19 protein-coding genes and 3 tRNA genes are annotated in these 18,369 nt (G+C 52.5%); 7 read left to right on the plus strand and 15 right to left on the minus strand.

The window, feature by feature from the left end:
• The first annotated feature begins 14 nt into the window (after positions 1 to 14).
• Together sufE and P6287_RS08570 are read left to right on the plus strand one after the other, a co-directional pair.
• Positions 15 to 431, plus strand: coding sequence for a cysteine desulfuration protein SufE (sufE, locus tag P6287_RS08565; RefSeq protein WP_101764556.1), 417 nt, complete (start codon positions 15 to 17; stop codon positions 429 to 431).
• Positions 432 to 492: 61 nt separating this feature from the next.
• Positions 493 to 1,479 (plus strand): L,D-transpeptidase family protein, encoded by a 987-nt coding sequence (locus P6287_RS08570; protein WP_101764555.1) that lies wholly within the window; start codon positions 493 to 495, stop codon positions 1,477 to 1,479.
• A gap of 75 nt (positions 1,480 to 1,554) precedes the next feature.
• Here P6287_RS08570 and P6287_RS08575 read toward each other — a convergent pair whose 3' ends face one another.
• From P6287_RS08575 to P6287_RS08600, 6 genes are all read right to left on the minus strand, one after another.
• Entirely contained in the window at positions 1,555 to 1,791 is a 237-nt protein-coding gene (locus P6287_RS08575) for a major outer membrane lipoprotein (protein WP_007892735.1), read from the minus strand.
• 303 nt (positions 1,792 to 2,094) lie between these two features.
• On the minus strand, positions 2,095 to 3,507 hold the full coding sequence (gene pykF / locus P6287_RS08580) for a pyruvate kinase PykF (protein ID WP_277974793.1): 1,413 nt from the start codon (positions 3,505 to 3,507) through the stop codon (positions 2,095 to 2,097).
• A 342-nt stretch (positions 3,508 to 3,849) separates the two neighbouring features.
• Positions 3,850 to 3,926: transfer RNA gene (locus P6287_RS08585), tRNA-Val, on the minus strand.
• 20 nt (positions 3,927 to 3,946) lie between these two features.
• Positions 3,947 to 4,023 (minus strand) — tRNA-Val (locus tag P6287_RS08590).
• A gap of 3 nt (positions 4,024 to 4,026) precedes the next feature.
• A tRNA-Val gene (locus tag P6287_RS08595) sits at positions 4,027 to 4,103 on the minus strand.
• Between the two features lie 134 nt (positions 4,104 to 4,237).
• Positions 4,238 to 5,611, minus strand: coding sequence for an MATE family efflux transporter (locus tag P6287_RS08600; protein WP_222233545.1), 1,374 nt, complete (start codon positions 5,609 to 5,611; stop codon positions 4,238 to 4,240).
• Between the two features lie 197 nt (positions 5,612 to 5,808).
• Here P6287_RS08600 and P6287_RS08605 point away from each other — a divergent pair, with 197 nt between their 5' ends.
• Positions 5,809 to 6,453, plus strand: a complete 645-nt coding sequence (locus P6287_RS08605) for a riboflavin synthase subunit alpha (protein WP_101764552.1) — start codon at positions 5,809 to 5,811, stop codon at positions 6,451 to 6,453.
• Positions 6,454 to 6,504: 51 nt separating this feature from the next.
• Here the strand turns inward: P6287_RS08605 and cfa are convergent, their stop codons facing one another.
• Together cfa and punC are read right to left on the minus strand one after the other, a co-directional pair.
• A complete protein-coding gene (cfa, locus tag P6287_RS08610; RefSeq protein ID WP_110866031.1) occupies positions 6,505 to 7,653 on the minus strand; it encodes a cyclopropane fatty acyl phospholipid synthase in 1,149 nt (382 codons plus the stop codon).
• 302 nt (positions 7,654 to 7,955) lie between these two features.
• Positions 7,956 to 9,158, minus strand: a complete 1,203-nt coding sequence (gene punC, locus P6287_RS08615; protein WP_210081603.1) for a purine nucleoside transporter PunC — start codon at positions 9,156 to 9,158, stop codon at positions 7,956 to 7,958.
• A 110-nt stretch (positions 9,159 to 9,268) separates the two neighbouring features.
• Between punC and punR the strand changes: the two genes are divergently transcribed.
• Positions 9,269 to 10,180: a DNA-binding transcriptional activator PunR gene (gene punR, locus P6287_RS08620; protein WP_101764625.1), complete on the plus strand. Its 912-nt coding sequence runs from the start codon at positions 9,269 to 9,271 to the stop codon at positions 10,178 to 10,180.
• Here punR and purR read toward each other — a convergent pair.
• The gene (gene purR / locus P6287_RS08625) at positions 10,177 to 11,202 is read right to left on the minus strand and encodes an HTH-type transcriptional repressor PurR (RefSeq protein ID WP_101764549.1); all 1,026 of its coding nucleotides are present in this window, start codon (positions 11,200 to 11,202) and stop codon (positions 10,177 to 10,179) included. The two genes, punR and purR, sit on opposite strands and share 4 nt — an antisense overlap.
• A gap of 274 nt (positions 11,203 to 11,476) precedes the next feature.
• On the opposite strand from purR, the gene P6287_RS08630 reads away from it, so the two are divergent.
• Positions 11,477 to 11,566, plus strand: a complete 90-nt coding sequence (locus P6287_RS08630; RefSeq protein WP_007892756.1) for a YnhF family membrane protein — start codon at positions 11,477 to 11,479, stop codon at positions 11,564 to 11,566.
• A 56-nt stretch (positions 11,567 to 11,622) separates the two neighbouring features.
• On the opposite strand, the gene P6287_RS08635 is transcribed toward P6287_RS08630, so the two are convergent.
• Positions 11,623 to 12,414 carry a C40 family peptidase gene (locus P6287_RS08635; protein ID WP_110866033.1) on the minus strand — a complete coding sequence of 264 codons (792 nt, stop codon included), beginning with the start codon at positions 12,412 to 12,414 and terminating at the stop codon, positions 11,623 to 11,625.
• A 364-nt stretch (positions 12,415 to 12,778) separates the two neighbouring features.
• On the opposite strand from P6287_RS08635, the gene P6287_RS08640 reads away from it, so the two are divergent.
• Complete coding sequence (locus P6287_RS08640; RefSeq protein ID WP_175501675.1) at positions 12,779 to 13,114, plus strand: Grx4 family monothiol glutaredoxin; 336 nt, start codon at positions 12,779 to 12,781, stop codon at positions 13,112 to 13,114.
• A gap of 35 nt (positions 13,115 to 13,149) precedes the next feature.
• On the opposite strand, the gene rnt is transcribed toward P6287_RS08640, so the two are convergent.
• From rnt to eptA, 5 genes are all read right to left on the minus strand, one after another.
• Positions 13,150 to 13,818 carry a ribonuclease T gene (rnt, locus tag P6287_RS08645; RefSeq protein WP_110866034.1) on the minus strand — a complete coding sequence of 223 codons (669 nt, stop codon included), beginning with the start codon at positions 13,816 to 13,818 and terminating at the stop codon, positions 13,150 to 13,152.
• 107 nt (positions 13,819 to 13,925) lie between these two features.
• Positions 13,926 to 14,333: a lactoylglutathione lyase gene (gene gloA, locus P6287_RS08650; protein ID WP_007892766.1), complete on the minus strand. Its 408-nt coding sequence runs from the start codon at positions 14,331 to 14,333 to the stop codon at positions 13,926 to 13,928.
• Positions 14,334 to 14,433: 100 nt separating this feature from the next.
• Entirely contained in the window at positions 14,434 to 15,531 is a 1,098-nt protein-coding gene (locus P6287_RS08655; protein ID WP_277974794.1) for an alkene reductase, read from the minus strand.
• 49 nt (positions 15,532 to 15,580) lie between these two features.
• Positions 15,581 to 16,177 (minus strand): TetR/AcrR family transcriptional regulator, encoded by a 597-nt coding sequence (locus tag P6287_RS08660; RefSeq protein ID WP_137385683.1) that lies wholly within the window; start codon positions 16,175 to 16,177, stop codon positions 15,581 to 15,583.
• A gap of 39 nt (positions 16,178 to 16,216) precedes the next feature.
• On the minus strand, positions 16,217 to 17,854 hold the full coding sequence (gene eptA, locus P6287_RS08665; RefSeq protein ID WP_277974795.1) for a phosphoethanolamine transferase EptA: 1,638 nt from the start codon (positions 17,852 to 17,854) through the stop codon (positions 16,217 to 16,219).
• 228 nt (positions 17,855 to 18,082) lie between these two features.
• Between eptA and P6287_RS08670 the strand changes: the two genes are divergently transcribed.
• Positions 18,083 to 18,322: a DUF1289 domain-containing protein gene (locus P6287_RS08670; protein WP_008110296.1), complete on the plus strand. Its 240-nt coding sequence runs from the start codon at positions 18,083 to 18,085 to the stop codon at positions 18,320 to 18,322.
• Positions 18,323 to 18,369 lie beyond the last annotated feature (47 nt).

An 18,369-nucleotide genomic window follows, 5' to 3' on the forward strand; every position in this document is an offset into this window, starting at 1 on the left:
TTCAGGAGTGATTCATGGCGAATTTGCCAGATAAAGAGAGATTAGTGCGTAACTTCAATCGTTGCGCAAACTGGGAAGAGAAGTACCTCTACATTATTGAACTCGGTGGGAAATTACCAGAATCCTCCGAAAGCTTACAGCAGCCGGAACACGTGATTTCAGGTTGTCAGAGCCAGGTGTGGATACGCATGACCCCGCAGGCCGATGGCACCATCGCCCTCGAAGGCGACAGCGATGCCGCCATCGTTAAAGGGTTGATTGCAGTGGTATTTAGCCTGTATCAAGGGCTTAAGGCGTCAGAGATTCTCGATCTCGATGTGCGCCACTGGTTCGGCGAATTGGCGCTGACCTCACATCTCACTCCCTCGCGTTCGCAGGGGCTGGAAGCGATGATCCGCGCGATCCGGCATAACGCTCAGACCCTCAGCTAAGTTACACTCTCCTGACCCCGGCTTGACCGGGGTCTGTTCTATCCGACAAAGAGAAAATTGCATGAAACCAGCCTTACGTTTAGCCGGTGCATTGCTGTTGTCCTGTTGCGGACTCTCTGCACCTGCATTTGCTACGGAATATCCCCTACCGGCCGATAACAGCCGTTTGATTGGCGAAAACACCCTGACCACCGTGCCGGATGACAAGCGGCCGCTGGAGAGCATTGCCGCACGTTATAAGATAGGCATGCTCGGCATGCTTGAAGCTAATCCAGGCGTTGATCCCTGGCTGCCCAAGGCTGGCACACAATTAACCGTGCCACTGCAGATGCTGCTACCCGATGCACCACGGGAAGGTATCGTGATTAACCTCGCGGAACTGCGACTTTACTATTATCCGAAAGGTGAAGATCGTGTGGTCGTCTATCCGATCGGGATCGGTCAATTAGGCGCCATGACGCCAACCATGGTCACCAGCATCAGCCAGAAAATCCCGAATCCTACCTGGACGCCAACCACCAATATCCGCAAGCGCTACGCCAAAGAGGGCATTACCTTGCCGGGCGTGGTGCCAGCCGGGCCTGATAACCCAATGGGGCTGTTTGCGATGCGTCTGGCGCGTGGAACCGGTCAGTATCTGATTCACGGCACCAATGCTGACTTTGGTATTGGCATGCGCGTAAGTTCTGGCTGCATTCGCCTGCGACCGGATGATATTGAAGCGCTGTTCAACAGCGTGCCGAAAGGGACGCGGGTGCAGGTGATCAATCAGCCCATCAAATATGCGATAGAACCCGACGGTAAGCGCTACGTTGAAGTGCATCAGCCGTTATCACGTAATGATAAGGACGATCCGCAAACCATGCCGATTGCGCAGTCAGCGCAGCTGAAAGCCTTCTCGAAGAGCGAGAAGAGTGATACGGCGTTGATCAAGGAAGCGATAGCCCGACGTTCCGGGATGCCGGTATTAGTGAGCAGCGGTGAGCCGGTGACAGATGAAAGCGCAGTACCAATGGAGCAGCGTGGTGAGGCCGTAGCGCAGCCCTGAATTCGGACCAGAGCATCGCAGAATCAGGACAAAAAAAATGGTGCCACATGGGCACCATTTTTCAAACCAGAACTCTTACTTACGGTAAGAGTGAGCCTGGTTGTCCAGACGCTGGTTAGCACGAGCTGCGTCATCTTTAGCAGCCTGAACGTCAGAACGGATTGCGTTCACGTCGTTGCTCAGCTGATCAACTTTAGCGTTCAGAGTCTGAACGTCTGAAGACAGTTGGTCGATTTTAGCGTTGCTTGAGCAACCAGCCAGCATAGTTGAAGCCAGGATTACAGCGCCCAGTACCAGTTTAGTGCGATTCATTCTTTATACCCTCTAGATTGAGTTAATCTCCATGTAGCGTTACAAGTATTACACAAAGCTTTTTGAGTTGAGAATAAATTTTTGATGAGAACATGCTTAAATTTGATCGTTCGCTCAAAGAAACAGCATTTAACAGAACATGATGAAAATAATTAGCTAAAACAGAGAGATTTAATCGGACTAACCTTAATCATACGAGATTTTGAATAGTTAATTTCGATTGGAAATTTCTGGCTTTTGTATTACCTCTGCAATAAAAAAAGCGCCTTTAAAGGCGCTTTTAAATAAAAATTCAGTTACTAATCAGATTACATGTACAGACGCGGTATTTGTCGTTCCGCTTGGTACTAATGCACCTGAAACCATTACCACCACATCGCCTTTCTGCGCATATCCGCTTTCCAGCGCCATTTCCTTACCAATGCGGTAGAAATCATCAGTTGAGGCAATTTCTCTCACCAGATGAGTTTCGATACCTTTGCTCAGAATCAGCTGACGAGCGGTGGTTTCGTTGGTGGTGAGCGCCAGAATGGTGGCATCCGGGAAATACTTACGGATAGCTTTAGCAGATTTACCACCTTCGGTGGCTACAACAATCAGTGGTGCTTCCAGCTTCTCTGCAGTCTCAACGGCACCGCGGCATACCGCTTCGGTGATGCGCAGCTTGCGTGAGTCCTGCAGCGAGTCAATGCGCGATTTCATCACGCGATCGGTACGCTCACAGATGGTCGCCATGATGGTGACCGACTCCAGTGGATAACGACCTTTAGCACTCTCACCAGACAGCATGACCGCATCGGTACCATCGAGGATGGCGTTCGCCACGTCGCCGGCTTCCGCACGGGTAGGGCGTGGGTTCTTGATCATGGAATCCAGCATCTGCGTCGCGGTGATGACCACTTTGCGTGCTTTATTACATTTCTTAATCATCATCTTCTGCGCGAAGATCACTTCCTCAACCGGGATCTCAACGCCGAGGTCGCCACGAGCAACCATGATGCCGTCTGAGGCTTCGAGGATCTCGTCGAAGTTGTTCAGGCCTTCCTGGTTCTCGATTTTCGAGATGATCTGGATATGCTCGCCGCCATGCGCTTTCAGGTGCTCACGGATTTCCAGCACGTCAGAACGCTTACGAATAAACGAAGCGGCGACGAAATCAACGTTCTGCTCGCAACCAAAGATCAGGTCGCGCTTATCTTTTTCCGCCAGTGCAGGCAGCTGAATGGAGACACCTGGCAGGTTAACGCCCTTGTTCTCACCCAGATCGCCATTGTTCAGGACCTTACAGATTACTGAATTCTCAGTCACTTCTGTGACCTGCATACCGATCAAGCCATCGTCAACCAGAACGGTGTTACCAATTTTCAGGTCTTCAGTGAAGCCGGCGTAGGTCACGGCAACACGTTCGCTGTTACCAATGACTGACTGATCGGTGGTGAAGGTGAAGGTCTGGCCGGCTTTCAACGACACATCGTTGCCGCCTTCCAATTTCATGGTACGAATTTCCGGACCTTTGGTGTCCAGCAGAATAGCGGCCTGACGACCGGTTTTTTCCATAACGGCACGCATGTTGGTAATGCGTTGGCCATGTTCAGCGTAATCCCCGTGCGAGAAGTTAAGGCGCATCACGTTCATGCCCGCTTCCAGCAGTTGGGTCAGCATCTCTTCAGATTCGGTTTTTGGACCGATAGTACAAACGATTTTGGTCTTTTTCATGTCAGGTTTTCTATAAGTTGTGATGGATGATAAAGGTCGGGATTCGATGCGCACGGCACCGAAGTGAGAATATTTATGGTGTTGGATCGGATTTCACAGAAATAAGAATAGGAGACGAAAGCAAAGCGTGCAGAGAAGTTATGCAGTACGCGAGGGAACTGAGTGATCAGTGTTGCGCAAATCATTGGAGTTGTTTGCATAGGCACGTTAGCGCTGAAACCTTTCAGGTGGAACAACGCGGCATAGTATAGTCGCTAAGTATGCGAAAACCAATATAAAAGCGGCGCGATATAGACGATGCAGATCAAGAAAAAGGTGTTGCGCAAGGAGATAAAACCAGAGTGGTGCGCTCTAATGGACTCGAACCATCGACCCCCACCATGTCAAGGTGGTGCTCTAACCAACTGAGCTAAGAGCGCATTGAGGAAATTCACAAAATTGGTGCGTCCGAGTGGACTCGAACCACCGACCCCCACCATGTCAAGGTGGTGCTCTAACCAACTGAGCTACGGACGCACTTGGTGCGCTCTAATGGACTCGAACCATCGACCCCCACCATGTCAAGGTGGTGCTCTAACCAACTGAGCTAAGAGCGCAACACGCTGTCAGGGCGACAGCGGGGACGAATATTAACGGCAGGCCGTGATGCTGGCAAGGGGAAAAAGTGTTTTTCCCCTACGACTGACCAGCAACTGTGCTATGCGTCGTTTTTTTCGCCGTTACCAGCCACTTAGCGCGCAGCGCGCGCCAGGATGACCTGCGCAGGCAGGCGCTGCAAACGACGGATGCGCCAAATCATCATCACCGCTGCGGAGGTCAGGCCGATAATAAAGCCACACCAGAAACCGGCGGGACCCAACTTCGGCAATACCCAATCCGTCATCGCCAGTACATAACCCACCGGCAAACCCAGCACCCAGTAGGCGATAAAGGTGATGAAGAAGATCGAGCGCGTGTCTTTATAACCGCGCAAGATACCGCTGCCAATCACCTGAATTGAATCTGAGAACTGATAAATCGCCGCCAGCAACATTAGCTGTGCCGCAAGGGTAATGACTTCTGGATTTGCCGTGTACAGGCCAGCGATATCGTGACGGAAAATCACGGTAAACAGTGCGGTGATGGCCGCCATGCTGATGCCGACGCCTTGCCCGGTCCACGCAGCAACGCGCGCCTGTTCGGCCGAACCTTGTCCCAGCCGATAGCCAACGCGAATGGTAGTGGCGACGCCGAGCGACAGCGGCAACACGAACATCAGCGAACTGAAGTTGAGTGCAATCTGGTGTCCGGCCACTTTCACGATACCGAGCGGTGATACCAACAGCGCCACCACGGCAAACAGCGTCACCTCAAAGAACAGCGCCAATGCCACCGGCAAACCCAGCGTGAACAGGCGTGACAAAATCGCACGTGACGGTGCAGACCAGCGCGTTTTCATACGGATGTCGCGCATGCTTGCCATGCGTTTCACCCAGAAGCGCATCACCAGGAACATCACCCAATAGACCGATGCCGTCGCCACGCCGCAGCCGACGCCGCCTAAGGCCGGCATACCAAAATGGCCGTAAATGAACACATAGTTGAGCGGAATGTTCACCATTAGGCCGAGGAAGCCGAGCAGCATCGCCGGTTTGGTTTTCGACAAACCTTCGCATTGGTTGCGCATCACCTGGAACAGCAGGTAACCCGGTGCGCCCCACAGCAACGCATGCAGGTATCCTTCGGCTTTGGCGGCCAATTCAGGATCGATATCATGCATGGTGTTAATCAGATAACCGGCGTTCCACAGCACCACCATAATCAGGAGTGCAACACCGATTGCCATCCAGTATCCCTGGCGTACTTGTTCCGCGATACGTTCGCGTCGTCCTGAACCGTTGAGTTGCGCAACGGTAGGCGTCAAAGCCAGTAGAAGACCATGACCAAACAGAATGGCGGGAAGCCAGATAGAGGTGCCGACAGCGACGGCGGCCATATCCGTGGCGCTTACCGCACCGGCCATAACAGTATCTACAAATCCCATCGCAGTCTGGGCCACCTGAGCAAGGATGACGGGGATCGCGAGGGCCAGCAATTGACGCGCTTCGGTAAAATACTTCTGCACGTTACACCTGCTTAATTAATGAAGAGAGCGGGGCGAAATCCCCAAAGAATGCGCGCACAGTGTAGCGGCAGCGCTGGCTTCCGCCAAACGTTGATCGCATTTTGTTTAGCAATTTGTGTAAAGTTTGAACTCCGCCAAATTAAGCTGCCGCCGACAAGCTGTGATAAACTGACGCAAACTTTGCAGAGGCTAAGATTATGTTTACTGGAATTGTGCAAGGCACGGCAGAAATTGTCGGCATTGAAGAGAAAGATCTGTTTCGTACCCATATTGTGCGCTTACCGGATGACCTGTTACCGGGACTGGCGCTGGGCGCATCGGTAGCCCACAACGGTTGCTGCCTGACTGTGACCGAGATTAATGGCGATCGGGTTAGCTTCGATCTGATTAAAGAAACATTGCGCATTACCAACCTGGGTGAATTACAGGTCGGGGATGTAGTGAATATTGAGCGTGCAGCGAAGTTCAGTGATGAAATTGGCGGCCATTTAATGTCTGGCCATATTATGACCACGGCGGAAATCTGCAAAATCATCCAGTCAGAAAACAACCGCGAAATCTGGTTTAAATTACAGGACGCCACGCAGATCAAATATATTCTGCATAAAGGTTTTGTGGGTATCGACGGAATTAGTTTGACCGTTGGCGACGTTACCAAAAGCAAGTTCTGTGTGCATCTGATTCCGGAAACGCTGGAGCGCACCACGTTAGGCGCGAAGAAGTTTGGTCAGAAGGTCAATATTGAGATTGATCCTCATACGCAGGCCATTGTGGAAACCGTTGAACGCGTATTAGCGCAGCGTGAAGCCGCTGCACTGGCGCAGATTGCCAGCGCAGAATAATGGCGCTAAAAAAGGCGCCCTGCGGCGCCTTGATTTATTTCTGTAAGCTCATTAACGCGCTACGCGTAATCCGCCGTCCTTGCCACGACTGAATACTACCTGCCACAGCTGAATATCACGGGCACGAAACGCACCGGCGCAGGCGTTGAGATAATAGTCGAACATTCGTTTAAAACGTTCGCCATATTTCTCAGCCAGCTGCGGCCACGCCGCCTGAAAACGTTCATACCAGGCCATTAACGTCGTATCGTAATCTGCGCCAAAGTTGTGCCAATCTTCCATGACGAAATGTGGCTCACTGGCATCAGCGATTTGACGGACCGACGGCAGACAACCGTTCGGGAAGATATATTTATCAATCCACGGATCGACATTCATATCCGTTGTGAGGGCACCAATGGTGTGCAGTAAAAATATGCCGTCTGGTTTGAGATTGCGGTCAGCAACATCAAAATAAGTGGCATAGTTTTTCGGCCCGACATGTTCAAACATTCCGACAGAAACAATGCGATCATATTGATTATTCAGGTCGCGATAGTCCTGCAGTAAAATAGTGACATCCAGTCCTTCACAGCGTTGTTGTGCCAGTTTTTGTTGCTCTGCAGAAATAGTGACGCCATGCACCGTGACGCCATAATGGCGTGCGGCATATTCCGCCAGTCCGCCCCAGCCACAACCGATATCCAACAGCGTCATGCCCGGTTCAAGTTGTAACTTGCGGCAAATCATATCCAGTTTGGCCTGCTGCGCGTTTTCCAACGTATCAGCATCTTTCCAGTAGCCGCAGGAATATTGCATATAGGGGTCAAGCATCAGTGAGAATAGATCATTACCCAGGTCGTAATGCTCTTTACCCACAATCCAGGCGCGTTTTTTCGATTGCAAATTAGTAAGACGCGCGGCCGCGATGCGCAACGTATCTTTAAAATGCCGCGGTAATTGTTTATCCAGATGGTGTTTTAAAACGCGATGGAAGAACATATCAAGCTGTTCGCACTCCCACCAACCATCCATGTAACTTTCACCTAATCCGAGCGATCCTTCCTCGAGCACGCGTTTAAAAAAATCTGGATGCTTTACCTGAATATCCCAGGGACGAGTGCCATTAACTGCAATATCAGCACGCTCTAGCAGTTCATTGACGATCCGAAACCAGTGGTTTTCTTCAAGGCTCACTTCTTCTATAACAGATGAACTCATAGCTTCTCCATCACCTTCCGATCTGAACCTGAGAAAAAGAATAGCCAATTTCCCAAGACCTGTGAGAGAACTCACGGAAAATCCGTGCGCCAGAAATCCGACGTTTTACAGAGGCATGAATTTGAATAGAAAAGTTGGACGCCGCACTGGAGTATCGTGCAGACGCCATCCCGCGACAGTGTCGCTAAAGGTATTACATTTATATTATTGATTTAATACAGAATTACTGACCCACTGAGTATATGCTCACGCGGGTCAATATTCAACGGGTTATCGTTAGTTTGCTAACGAAAAGCGTTGGCTTAGAGATTATCTTCGCAGGGACGGGAAGTGTGGGCAATATCACTTTGTGCGTTTGCCGATCGCTGGCAGACAAAGCCCACCCACGCCAGTACCACGGTGGCCACCATCACTAATGTGGTGTTGAACAGCGCCTGCTCAAGGCCGGCGGAGACCAGCAGGCTGGCGACAAAGCACAATCCTAACTGGAATAAATTCTGTAATCCTGCCGCTTTACCGGTGGCGTGCGGGAAGGGCGCTAATGCGCTGGCCACCACAATCGGATAGATCGCGCCATTGGCCAGCGCCATGCCGCAGAAGGGCATCAGCAGCACAAACAGCGGCGCTGAAGGCATCAGGGCGATGACAAACAGACTTAGGATGCTCAGACTGTACAGCACCAGCAACCACGGCAGCAGTTGCGCGCCCTGATAACGATTTAACAGCGCGCGGCAGCCAAAGCCGCCAATCAGAAACGCAATGGTCTGCGGAATATAGCTCAGGCCAATATCGCCCGGCGTCAGGCCAGCTGCGGCGAGAATGAAAGGTGAGCCCGTCAGCCACGCGAAAAAGCTCGCCGAACATGCCGAATAGATTAAGACGTTACCGCTGTAGACGCGGGTACCTAGCAAAGTCAACCAGCCGGGTTGTTTGCCTGAGGCGACTTTCTCGCGCTTAGGTGAGGTTAACTGCAGCGTACCGATCAGCAACACTACGGCAACCAGCGTCAGCGTGATAAAGATGCTGCGCCAGTGGAAGTGGCCGATCAGCCAGGCGCCGAGCAGCGGTGCCAGCGCCGGAGACAGCGCAACCAGCGGCATAATCGTTGCAAACACTTTATTGGCTTTCGCTTTTGGGTAGTGATCCACCACCAGCGCCTGCCAGCTTACGGCAGCCGCACACACGCCAATCGCCTGCATAAAACGCAGCGCCAGCATCAGGCGGACATCGGTCACCCACAGCATTCCCAGACAACCGAGGGCGAAGATGGCAAGGCCCGCCAGCAAAATCGGCTTACGTCCATAACGATCTGATAGCGGTCCCCAAAATACCTGGGCACAGGCAAAACCGCCGAGAAACAGACTCAGGCTGGCGCTGATGGTGCCGGGTGCGCTAGCAAAATCACGCTGCATATCGCCAAAGGCGGGCAAATACATATCCGTGGCAAGAAAGCCGAGCATGCTGAGCACGGCGAGATAAGGCATAAATGCTTTAGACGACAACATGTTGATTCTCTTTTGGGCAGGGTGAACGCCGGGGAGTGTAAAAGGATGCGGCGCGCTTTGTGAAACGCTAATATTTGCATGGTGCTGTTAAAATTTTTGAAGGCAAATTTATGTGGTCAGAATATGCGCTTGAAGTGGTGGATGCAGTAGCGCGCACCGGCAGTTTTAGCGCGGCAGCGCAGGAACTGCATCGCGTGCCCTCTGCCGTCAGTTATACTGTGCGCCAGCTGGAAACCTGGCTGGCGGTGCCGCTGTTTGAGCGCCAGCATCGGGAAGTGGTGATGACAGCGGCGGGCGAGCATTTTGTGCGGGAAGGCCGATCTGTTATCAAAAAAATGCTGGCCACTCGCCGACAGTGTCAGCAACTGGCAAATGGCTGGCGCGGCGAGTTGAGCATCGCGGTTGACTGCATTGTAAAACCGCAGCGCACGCGACAGTTAGTGAAGGACTTCTATCGCCATTTTCCCGATATGGAGCTGATTATCAGCTACGAAGTGTTCAACGGCGTGTGGGATGCGTTGGCTGATGGTCGGGTGGATGTGGCGATTGGCGCAACCCAGGCCATTCCGGTGGGCGGACGTTTTGCCTTTCAGGATATGGGCGCGCTGAACTGGCGTTGTGTGGTGAGCCCTGATCATCCGCTGGTTAACAGCAAGGAGCTGGATGATGAAACCTTGCGGGCGTGGCCATCGCTGGTGCTGGAAGATACCTCGCGTGCGTTACCGCGCCGTATGACATGGACGCTGGATAATCAGCGGCGGTTGGTGGTGCCAGAGTGGGAAACCGGGATGGATTGTTTGCTGGCAGGATTGTGCGTCGGCATGGTGCCTGGCCATTTGGCGCGTCCACTGCTGGACAGCCAAAAACTGGTCGAGCTGGCGCTACCGCAGGCGTTTCCGGACAGTCCGTGCTGCGTCAGCTGGTCAGAACAGCGCGCGTCACCGGCGCTGGCGTGGTTACTGGCTTATCTCGGGGATGCGGAAACGCTGAACCACGAATGGCTCAGCGAAGTGTCGGCTTAGCGGCGGTAGTCGCGGAACGGACCGTACGCCACCGAACGGCGTTCAATCAGCGTTGGCTGGACTTCGATAGTTTGCGGATCTTCGCGCTTGCTGGTGATGCGATCCAGCAGCATCTCCAGCGCTTTTTCGCCTAGTTCAGCTTTCGGCTGGTGCACGGTGGTGAGCGCTGGTGTGAAATAGCGCGCGTTGCGCACGTTATCGTAGCCAATCACCGAGATATCCTGCGGTACGCGCAAACCCATCTCATCAGCAGCGCAAATCGCGCCCATCGCCATGATATCGCCACCGCAGAACACCGCGGTTGGACGCTGTTTCTGATTTAAGATCTGTTGCATCGCCAGATAGCCCGATTCAGGCTCAAAGTCGCCCTGAACCACCCACTCGGGACGCACCGTAATGCCCGCTTCGTTCATTGCCTGCAGGAAGCCAGCATGACGTCCACCGCCGGTGTTGCGCTCCATTTGGCCAGGAATGGCACCGATATCGCGATGGCCACGTTCAATCAGATAACGCCCGGCGAGATAGCCGCCCTGAAATGCATTGTCCTGCACGGTATCGGTGAAATCACCGCGTGATGCACCCCAATCCATCACCACCATGGGGATATTGCGGTTCTCTTCCAGCATCTGCAGCAAATCGTCTGGATATTCCGAACACATCACCAGCAGACCATCGACGCGCTTTTGCGCCATCATCGACAGGTAAGCGCGCTGCTTTTGCAGATCGTTGTGCGCATTGCCGAGAATCAGCGTATAGCCGCGTTCGAAGCAGCGATTCTCCACCGCTTCGATAATTTCAGCGAAGTAGGGCGCTTCGCTGGAGGTCGCCAGCAGACCCAAGGTTTTAGTGTGATTGACTTTGAGACTACGCGCCACGGCACTCGGCGAGTAGTGTAATTCTTTGATCGCTTCCCATACGGCGTTACGCGTCTCTTCCGCAACGAAACGCGTTTTGTTGATGACATGCGAAACCGTGGTGGTTGAGACACCCGCGCGTTTTGCGACATCTTTAATTGTTGCCATGAAAATGGTGCTCCTGGGCTTATCGCAACTTACTGATAAGTATATTGTTAAACGTTTGCGTCTGCTAATGCTTTTACAGCCCAAAAAAGCGGGCAAAACGGCATGTTCAAGCAGGCAAAATCACTTCATCACGCTGTAATTACAGCCTGCGCAAAATCTGTTGCGCAACGAAAGGCGGCGATTCTAGCAAGCTGGCGCGGATAACACGAGATTTTTGCCTATTGCTATGCGAAAATCGTCTTAACCCTAATAATTGTGCGACTAAGGAGTTGTGATGAATACCGACCTGAAGCTGGCGCTAATGACCACTGTTGGCGCACTGTTGATGATTATCGCTTTCAGCTTTACCGCGATCATGCACTAACAAAAAAGCCGGAGCTGAGAACAGCATCCGGCTTTTTTATTTCTGTTGCGCAACAACTAGCGAATGGTTTTTGGCGTCATCATACGACGCGCGCCCACATAGTGTTTCTGCCAGTAATCCTCACCCAATGCGCTAATCTGAATATCTTTGCCGGTACGCGGCGACTGAATGAATTTGCCATTGCCAAGATAAACGCCGACATGGTCGGCGGTACCGCGATTGTTGATGCGGAAGAACACCAGATCGCCTTTCTCCAGCATTTCACGCTTAATCGGTGCCGCATCACGCAGGTGATACATCTCATTGGCGGTGCGTGGCAGTTTGAATTTCACCAGATCTTTATAGGCGTACCATACCAGGCCGCTGCAATCGAAACCAGTGTGTGGCGAAGCGCCGCCCCACTGATAAGGTTTGCCGAGTTGACCCATTAATTTGGTCATCGCCGTTTCACGCGCTTTTTGATAACGCTGACGGTGCGCTTTACTCATTTTGATGCCGGTCAGCGCTAACGCTTCATCATCGACGGCGATCTCGGGCGTTTTCTTCGCTAAACGTTGATGACCGTATTTCTTAGCAGAGAGTTTCAGCGGGGATTTTTTGCTGGTGGTTTTGTGCAGCGCGATGTCTGTTTTGCTCTGTTTTTTGAGCTTGAATTTTTGAACAGCGGTCAGACGCGATTTTTTGGTGGTGGTTTTTACCGGACGTCGTTTGCGGCGCTCGTCTTCACGTGCGCTCTTTTTCTCTGCTTTAAGCGAACTGGCGTTAACGGGCGCATGCGGAGATGCAGCGGCCACATTAAAGAACAGTTGGGCAAAAGCCAGTATGAAAAGCGTAATTAGTAGACGCATAATCCGATTACAGGTTAAGCAGGCTGAATCATAGCAGACTGCATTAAAGTGAGAGAAATCTGATCAAGTGACCAGCGCCGAGGCAATTCTAATCCACTTTTTTTACAAAAGGTAAGGCCTTTTTCTATTAATATGTTACCAGATTGATTCTGTAGCAAAAATGAGCGATTTCAGCTGGTTAACACAGCGAAATTATTGCTAATTATTAATTTATTAATGCCAATTAATGATATGAAAATGTTATTTGTCATGCGTTAACTTAACAAACATGGCGATTAGCCAGTGCAAACGCAAAATCCCGTTTTCAGTCCGGGAGCGAAATCGCTACAATAAACAAACACGAAGTAGAAGATTAAGGAAGGCAATAATGAGTACTGTTGAAAAAATTCAGCGTCAGATCGCAGAAAACCCGATTCTGCTGTACATGAAAGGTTCGCCAAAGCTGCCAAGCTGTGGTTTTTCGGCGCAAGCCGTGCAGGCGCTTTCTGCGTGTGGCGAGCGTTTCGCTTACGTGGATATTCTGCAGAACCCGGATATTCGCGCTGAAATGCCGAAATACGCTAACTGGCCAACCTTCCCGCAGCTGTGGGTCGACGGTGAACTGGTCGGCGGCTGCGACATCATCGTTGAGATGTTCCAGCGCGGTGAACTTCAGCCACTGCTGAAAGAGACCGCTGAGAAGTATAAAGAAGCGGAATAATGCAGAAGGCCGACACATGTCGGCCTTTTCTTTAGTTACCCGGCAGACGCCTCATCTGCGGATTCTTCACTAAAAGCCAGCGGCCAGCCGCCCAGGCGTTTCCAGCGGTTCACCAACTCACAGAACAGCGTCGCGGTTTGCTCGGTGTCATACAGCGCCGAATGCGCTTGCGTGCTATCAAACTCCATTCCCGCCGCTTTACAGGCTTTCGCCAACACGGTTTGCCCCAGCACTAAACCGCTCAGTGCCGCGGTATCAAAAGTGGCAAACGGGTGGAACGGATTGCGCTTCAGGCTGGCGCGCTCGGCGGCCGCCATCACGAAGTTGAGATCGAAAGTGGCATTGTGCGCCACGATAATGGCGCGATTGCAGCCGCTATCTTTGGTGCCTTTGCGCACCATTTTAAAAATCGCGTGCAGGGCTTCATATTCACTTACCGCACCGCGCAGCGGATTGGTGGGATCGATGCCGGTAAACGCCAGCGCCGCAGGATTCAGAATGGCGCCTTCAAACGGTTCCACATGGAAGTGCAGCGTTTCATCACGGTGCAACCAGCCGTCTTCATCCATTTTCAGCGTGGTGGCTGCAATTTCCAGCAGTGCATCGGTTTGTGCATTGAAACCCGCAGTTTCAACGTCGATCACAACAGGATAAAAACCGCGGAAGCGTTGGTGGAGAGCGTTTAAAGCGTTCGATTCAGACATCAGGATCTCATGGCAATAAATAGGGCAGCGCGCATTATGGCAAAAATCGCAGGAGGGTGCAGCAGGAGAGGGAAGTCAGCCTGCAAATAGCAGGCTGACGGGCAACCTTAGTTGCCTAAGCCGTGACCGGCATGTTTGTTTTCAATCAGCTCGATTTTGTAGCCGTCTGGATCTTCAACAAACGCAATAATAGTCGAACCGCCTTTTACCGGGCCCGCTTCACGCGTCACGTTGCCGCCCGCGCTGCGAATGCGTTCGCAGGTGTCAGCCACATTGTCCACGCCCAGCGCGATATGGCCGTAAGCGTTGCCGAGATCGTATTTATCCACGCCCCAGTTGTAAGTCAGCTCAATCACCGCGCCTTCGCTCTCTTCGGTGTAGCCAACGAATGCCAGAGTGTATTTATACTCGGTGTTTTCGCTTTGACGCAGCACGCGCATGCCGAGCACGCGGGTGTAGAAATCGATTGAACGTTGCAAATCGCCAACGCGTAACATGGTGTGAAGTAAACGCATAACATCCTCTTTTTTAAAACGTCATCAGTGCATGACAAGCAACTTAGTATAGACACTGATGAAATAACGCTGCCGCCTATCCGCCGCGGCAGCTATTTTCTTACAGGGTTGGATAATCGGTATAACCTTCCGCGCCGCCACCGTAGAAGCTCTCAGGACGCTGCGGATTGAGTGGCGCATCCTGCTGCAGACGGGCAACCAGATCCGGGTTGGCGATAAAGTCGCGACCAAACGCCACCGCATCAATCAGGCCACGCGCAATCAGATCGTCGGCTTTCTCAACGGTGTAAGCACCTGCACCGATGATCACGCCTGTGAACAGGGCGCGCACTTTTTCACGGAATGCATCGCTGTAAGGCTGTCCGCCCGCCCAGTCTGGCTCAGAAAGGTGCAGATAGGCGATGCCGCGTTTGCCCAATTCAGCGATGTACCACAGCGCCGCTTTTTCCTCTTCCGGGCCATTTTCCAGATTCTGGAAAACACCGATTGGCGAAACGCGGATACCGATACGATCGGCAGACCAGTTAGCAATCGCCGCATCCACCACTTCCAGTGCGAAACGGCCACGCTTTTCAATCGAACCGCCGTACCCATCGCTACGCTGGTTTGAGCCGGGTGCGAGGAACTGATGCATCAGATAGCCGTGCGCGGAGTGCAGCTCCAGCAGGTCGAAATCGGCTTCGCGCGCATTAGCAGCTGCCTGACCAAAATCTTTAACGATTTGCTGAATTTCAGCCACTGACAACTCGCGTGGCACGGAGGTGTCTTCACGATAAACAGAACCATCCGCGGCGCGCAGGGACGTGCGCGTACCTGCCGCTAGTGGGGATGGGGCGACCGGCGCTTTGCCTTCTGGCTGCACGCTGTGATGAGAAATGCGGCCGGTATGCCACAGTTGTACAGCGCTGTGACCGTTGGCGGCATGAATGCCTTCGTTAATCATTTTCCACGCGGCAATTTGCTGCTGTGTGTGCAGACCTGGCGCACCGGCATAGCCTTTTGCCTGGAAAGAGATCTGGGTGGCTTCGGTGATGATCAAACCGGCACTGGCGCGCTGTTGATAATATTCAGCCATCAGCGGCGTAGGGATATCGCCCGGCTCAATGCTGCGCAGACGCGTCAACGGGGCCATGAAAATGCGGTTCGGTACGGTAATCGCGCCCACTTTAAGTGGGGAGAACAGCTGCTTACTCGCCATATTGAATGCTCCAGGAAGACCGGTCGTCTAGTAAATGGGGTTTTAAAAATCAGTGACTTATCAGCCACTGTTCGATGGTGTCGAGTGCCAGGCTAATCGGGCCCGGCTCTCGGGAAATCTTGCTCTGCAAACTGGCTCCGAGCCACAGCAAGTAGCAGCGCTGCGCCAGCTGCTGCGGCGTTTGCCCAAACGGCAGCGGCTGCTCAGCCGCCACCTCATTCAAACAGCGCGTGTAGGCAGCGATAATGGCGTTGGCACCCTGTTGCAGTGCATCGCGCATCGGCTCAGAGAGATCGCACACTTCGGCTGACAACTTTACGCCAAGACAGCCAACAATATGACCTTGCTCGATAAACAGCCGTTCGCCATAGCGGAAATGCGCTAACAGGCGCTCGGTCGGCGTTAAATCGGGCAGACTCAACTGCTGATCAATCTGCTGCTGGAAATGGCTGAAGTAGCGCTCAATCAGCGCCACGCCAAAGGCCTCTTTCGAACCGAAATAGTGGTAGAACGAGCCTTTCGTGACTTCTGCCAGCGCCAGCATCTCGATCAAACCCATGCCGGTAAAGCCGCGCTGTAAACAAACCTGCTCGCCAATAGCGAGCAGGTGTTCACGGGTATCGTTGCGTTGCAGAGTCTTATTCATGGGGCGCAGGTTATTAGACCAGTCAGTCTAACGCAACCCTCAGGCGGCAGTTTGGCACGATCTGATCATGTCCAGCTGCGGCTGATACTGCTGCGTCTGGATATTGAACATGCCTAAAACCGTATGGAAAAGATTATCTTGCGAAACCTTGGCGTCAGCCGCTTGCTGGCGTAAACAGGCATCATTGATGTGGTTTGCCGCCGCATATCCCGGTGACATCCACATTAGCAGAGGAATGTGTGTTTGCTGCGCAGGCGCAAACAGGTAAGGCGCGCCGTGCAGATACATCCCGCGCTCACCAAGCGATTCGCCATGATCGGAGAGATAAACCAGCGCCACATTGAAGCGATCGCTTAGGCCTTTAAGCTTATCGATGGTGCGGCTCAGCATGTCGTCGCTATACAGCAGCGAGTTATCGTAGGTATTCACCAGCGCCTGATGATCGCAATCCTGAATCTGCTTGCTATCGCAGGTGGGTGCAAAACGGCGGAACTCAGCCGGATAACGCTGATAATAGGCTGGGCCGTGGCTGCCCATCTGATGCAGCACGATAATGCCGTCGTTGTGCAGGCTGGCAACATAGTTATCAAGACGATGCAGCAACACCTCATCCTGGCAAAAACCATCGTGACAATATTGCGGCAGTTTCCACTGCGTCATATCGGTGTGCGGCACGCGGTCACAGGCGCCTTTACAGCCACCATCATTTTCGCGCCACAGTACGCTTACGCCCGCATGGGCGAGGATGTCGAGTACGCCTTCCTGGTGGTGCGCCAGATTGGCGTTGTAATGCATGCGAGGCATATTCGAGAACATACAGGGCACCGAAATGGCGGTTTCTGTGCCACAGGAACTGGCGTTGGGATAGTAAATTACCTGCTGTTTTTTCAATTCTGGATTGGTCTCTCGCGCGTAACCACCCAACGAAAAGTTCTCGGCGCGCGCCGTTTCGCCTACCACTAACACCACCAGCGTTTTACGGGTTGCGACGGAGATTAGCGCACCTTTATGTGCATCTTTACCGATTTTCACCAGCGCCTGGCTACCTTGCAGATAGCGTTGATCGACATAGTGGCCGGTGCCGCTGACGATATTGGCCGGGGTAATCATCTTGATCAGGTTTTTATTATTGCGAATCAGTGAGGCGTAATCTTTGTAAAACAGCGCCGCCATCAGCAGTATCACCAATATTGCGCCCAGTGCGCCCGTCAGGCGTTGCAGCAGATTCCACCACCAGCGCGGTCCACGACGAATACGCACGCCACAAATCAGCGCCACCGGCACCATCCCCATCAATAACATCCAGAGTAGATAGCGGCTGCTGAACAACGCTGAGGCTTCCTGCGGGTCGGATTCAAAGACGTTTTGCATCATATTGGTGTCGATCACCGTGCCAAAACTGTGCATGAAGTAATTGGCGGCGGCGCTGACGAACACCAGCACAATCAGCAACGGCTTGCGCAGATAAGGCCAGGCAGCAAGTGAGAAAATAAAATAGAAAGCCGAGGCCAGCACCAGCGGAATACTGGCGGCGAACAGATAATCGTGGGGATGATCGTAAGGAATCATTTCCCAGGCACGCAGCAAGAACAGGGCATTTAAAACTAGTGCGAAGAACAGCGCAGCAATAAGGTTAAATCCGCTGGTGCCGCACTGCAGGGTGGTCGGGAATCTCATGAAAACTCAACGGTAAGAAGTCGTGTGACAATCGTATGAAGACAAGCTGAGGAAAACCTTAACCAAGAGTAAACATAAACCATCCAAATCCGATAAATGCTGGCTATTTGGTAAACAGGCGTAACCAGGCGCCGCGATGGCTTGATTATGCGCAATGGGCGTCTACGCTTTGCACAATGTCATTAAGCTGTTATCAATGTGATATGAGATGTTAACTGCGGAGTGGATGTGGCCGAGCAACTCGAGTTCTTCCCTGTTCCCAGCCCGTGTCGTGGTATTTGCCAGAGTGACGCGCGTGGCTATTGTCGTGGCTGTTTACGCAGCCGGGAAGAGCGCTTTAACTGGATGAAATTCAGCGATGCGCAAAAGCGCGATGTGCTGCGCTTGTGCCGGCAACGCTTTTTGCGCCTGCAACGGCAGCAAAAAGTGGATGAAGATCATGATCCACAACAACCGGAACTGTTTTAAGAAAACGATGATTTGCCTTTCCGTTATACTCCCGCTTTCGTCATCTG

This window comes from Pantoea sp. X85 (assembly GCF_029623675.1).
In the GTDB taxonomy this organism is placed as follows: domain Bacteria; phylum Pseudomonadota; class Gammaproteobacteria; order Enterobacterales; family Enterobacteriaceae; genus Pantoea; species Pantoea leporis.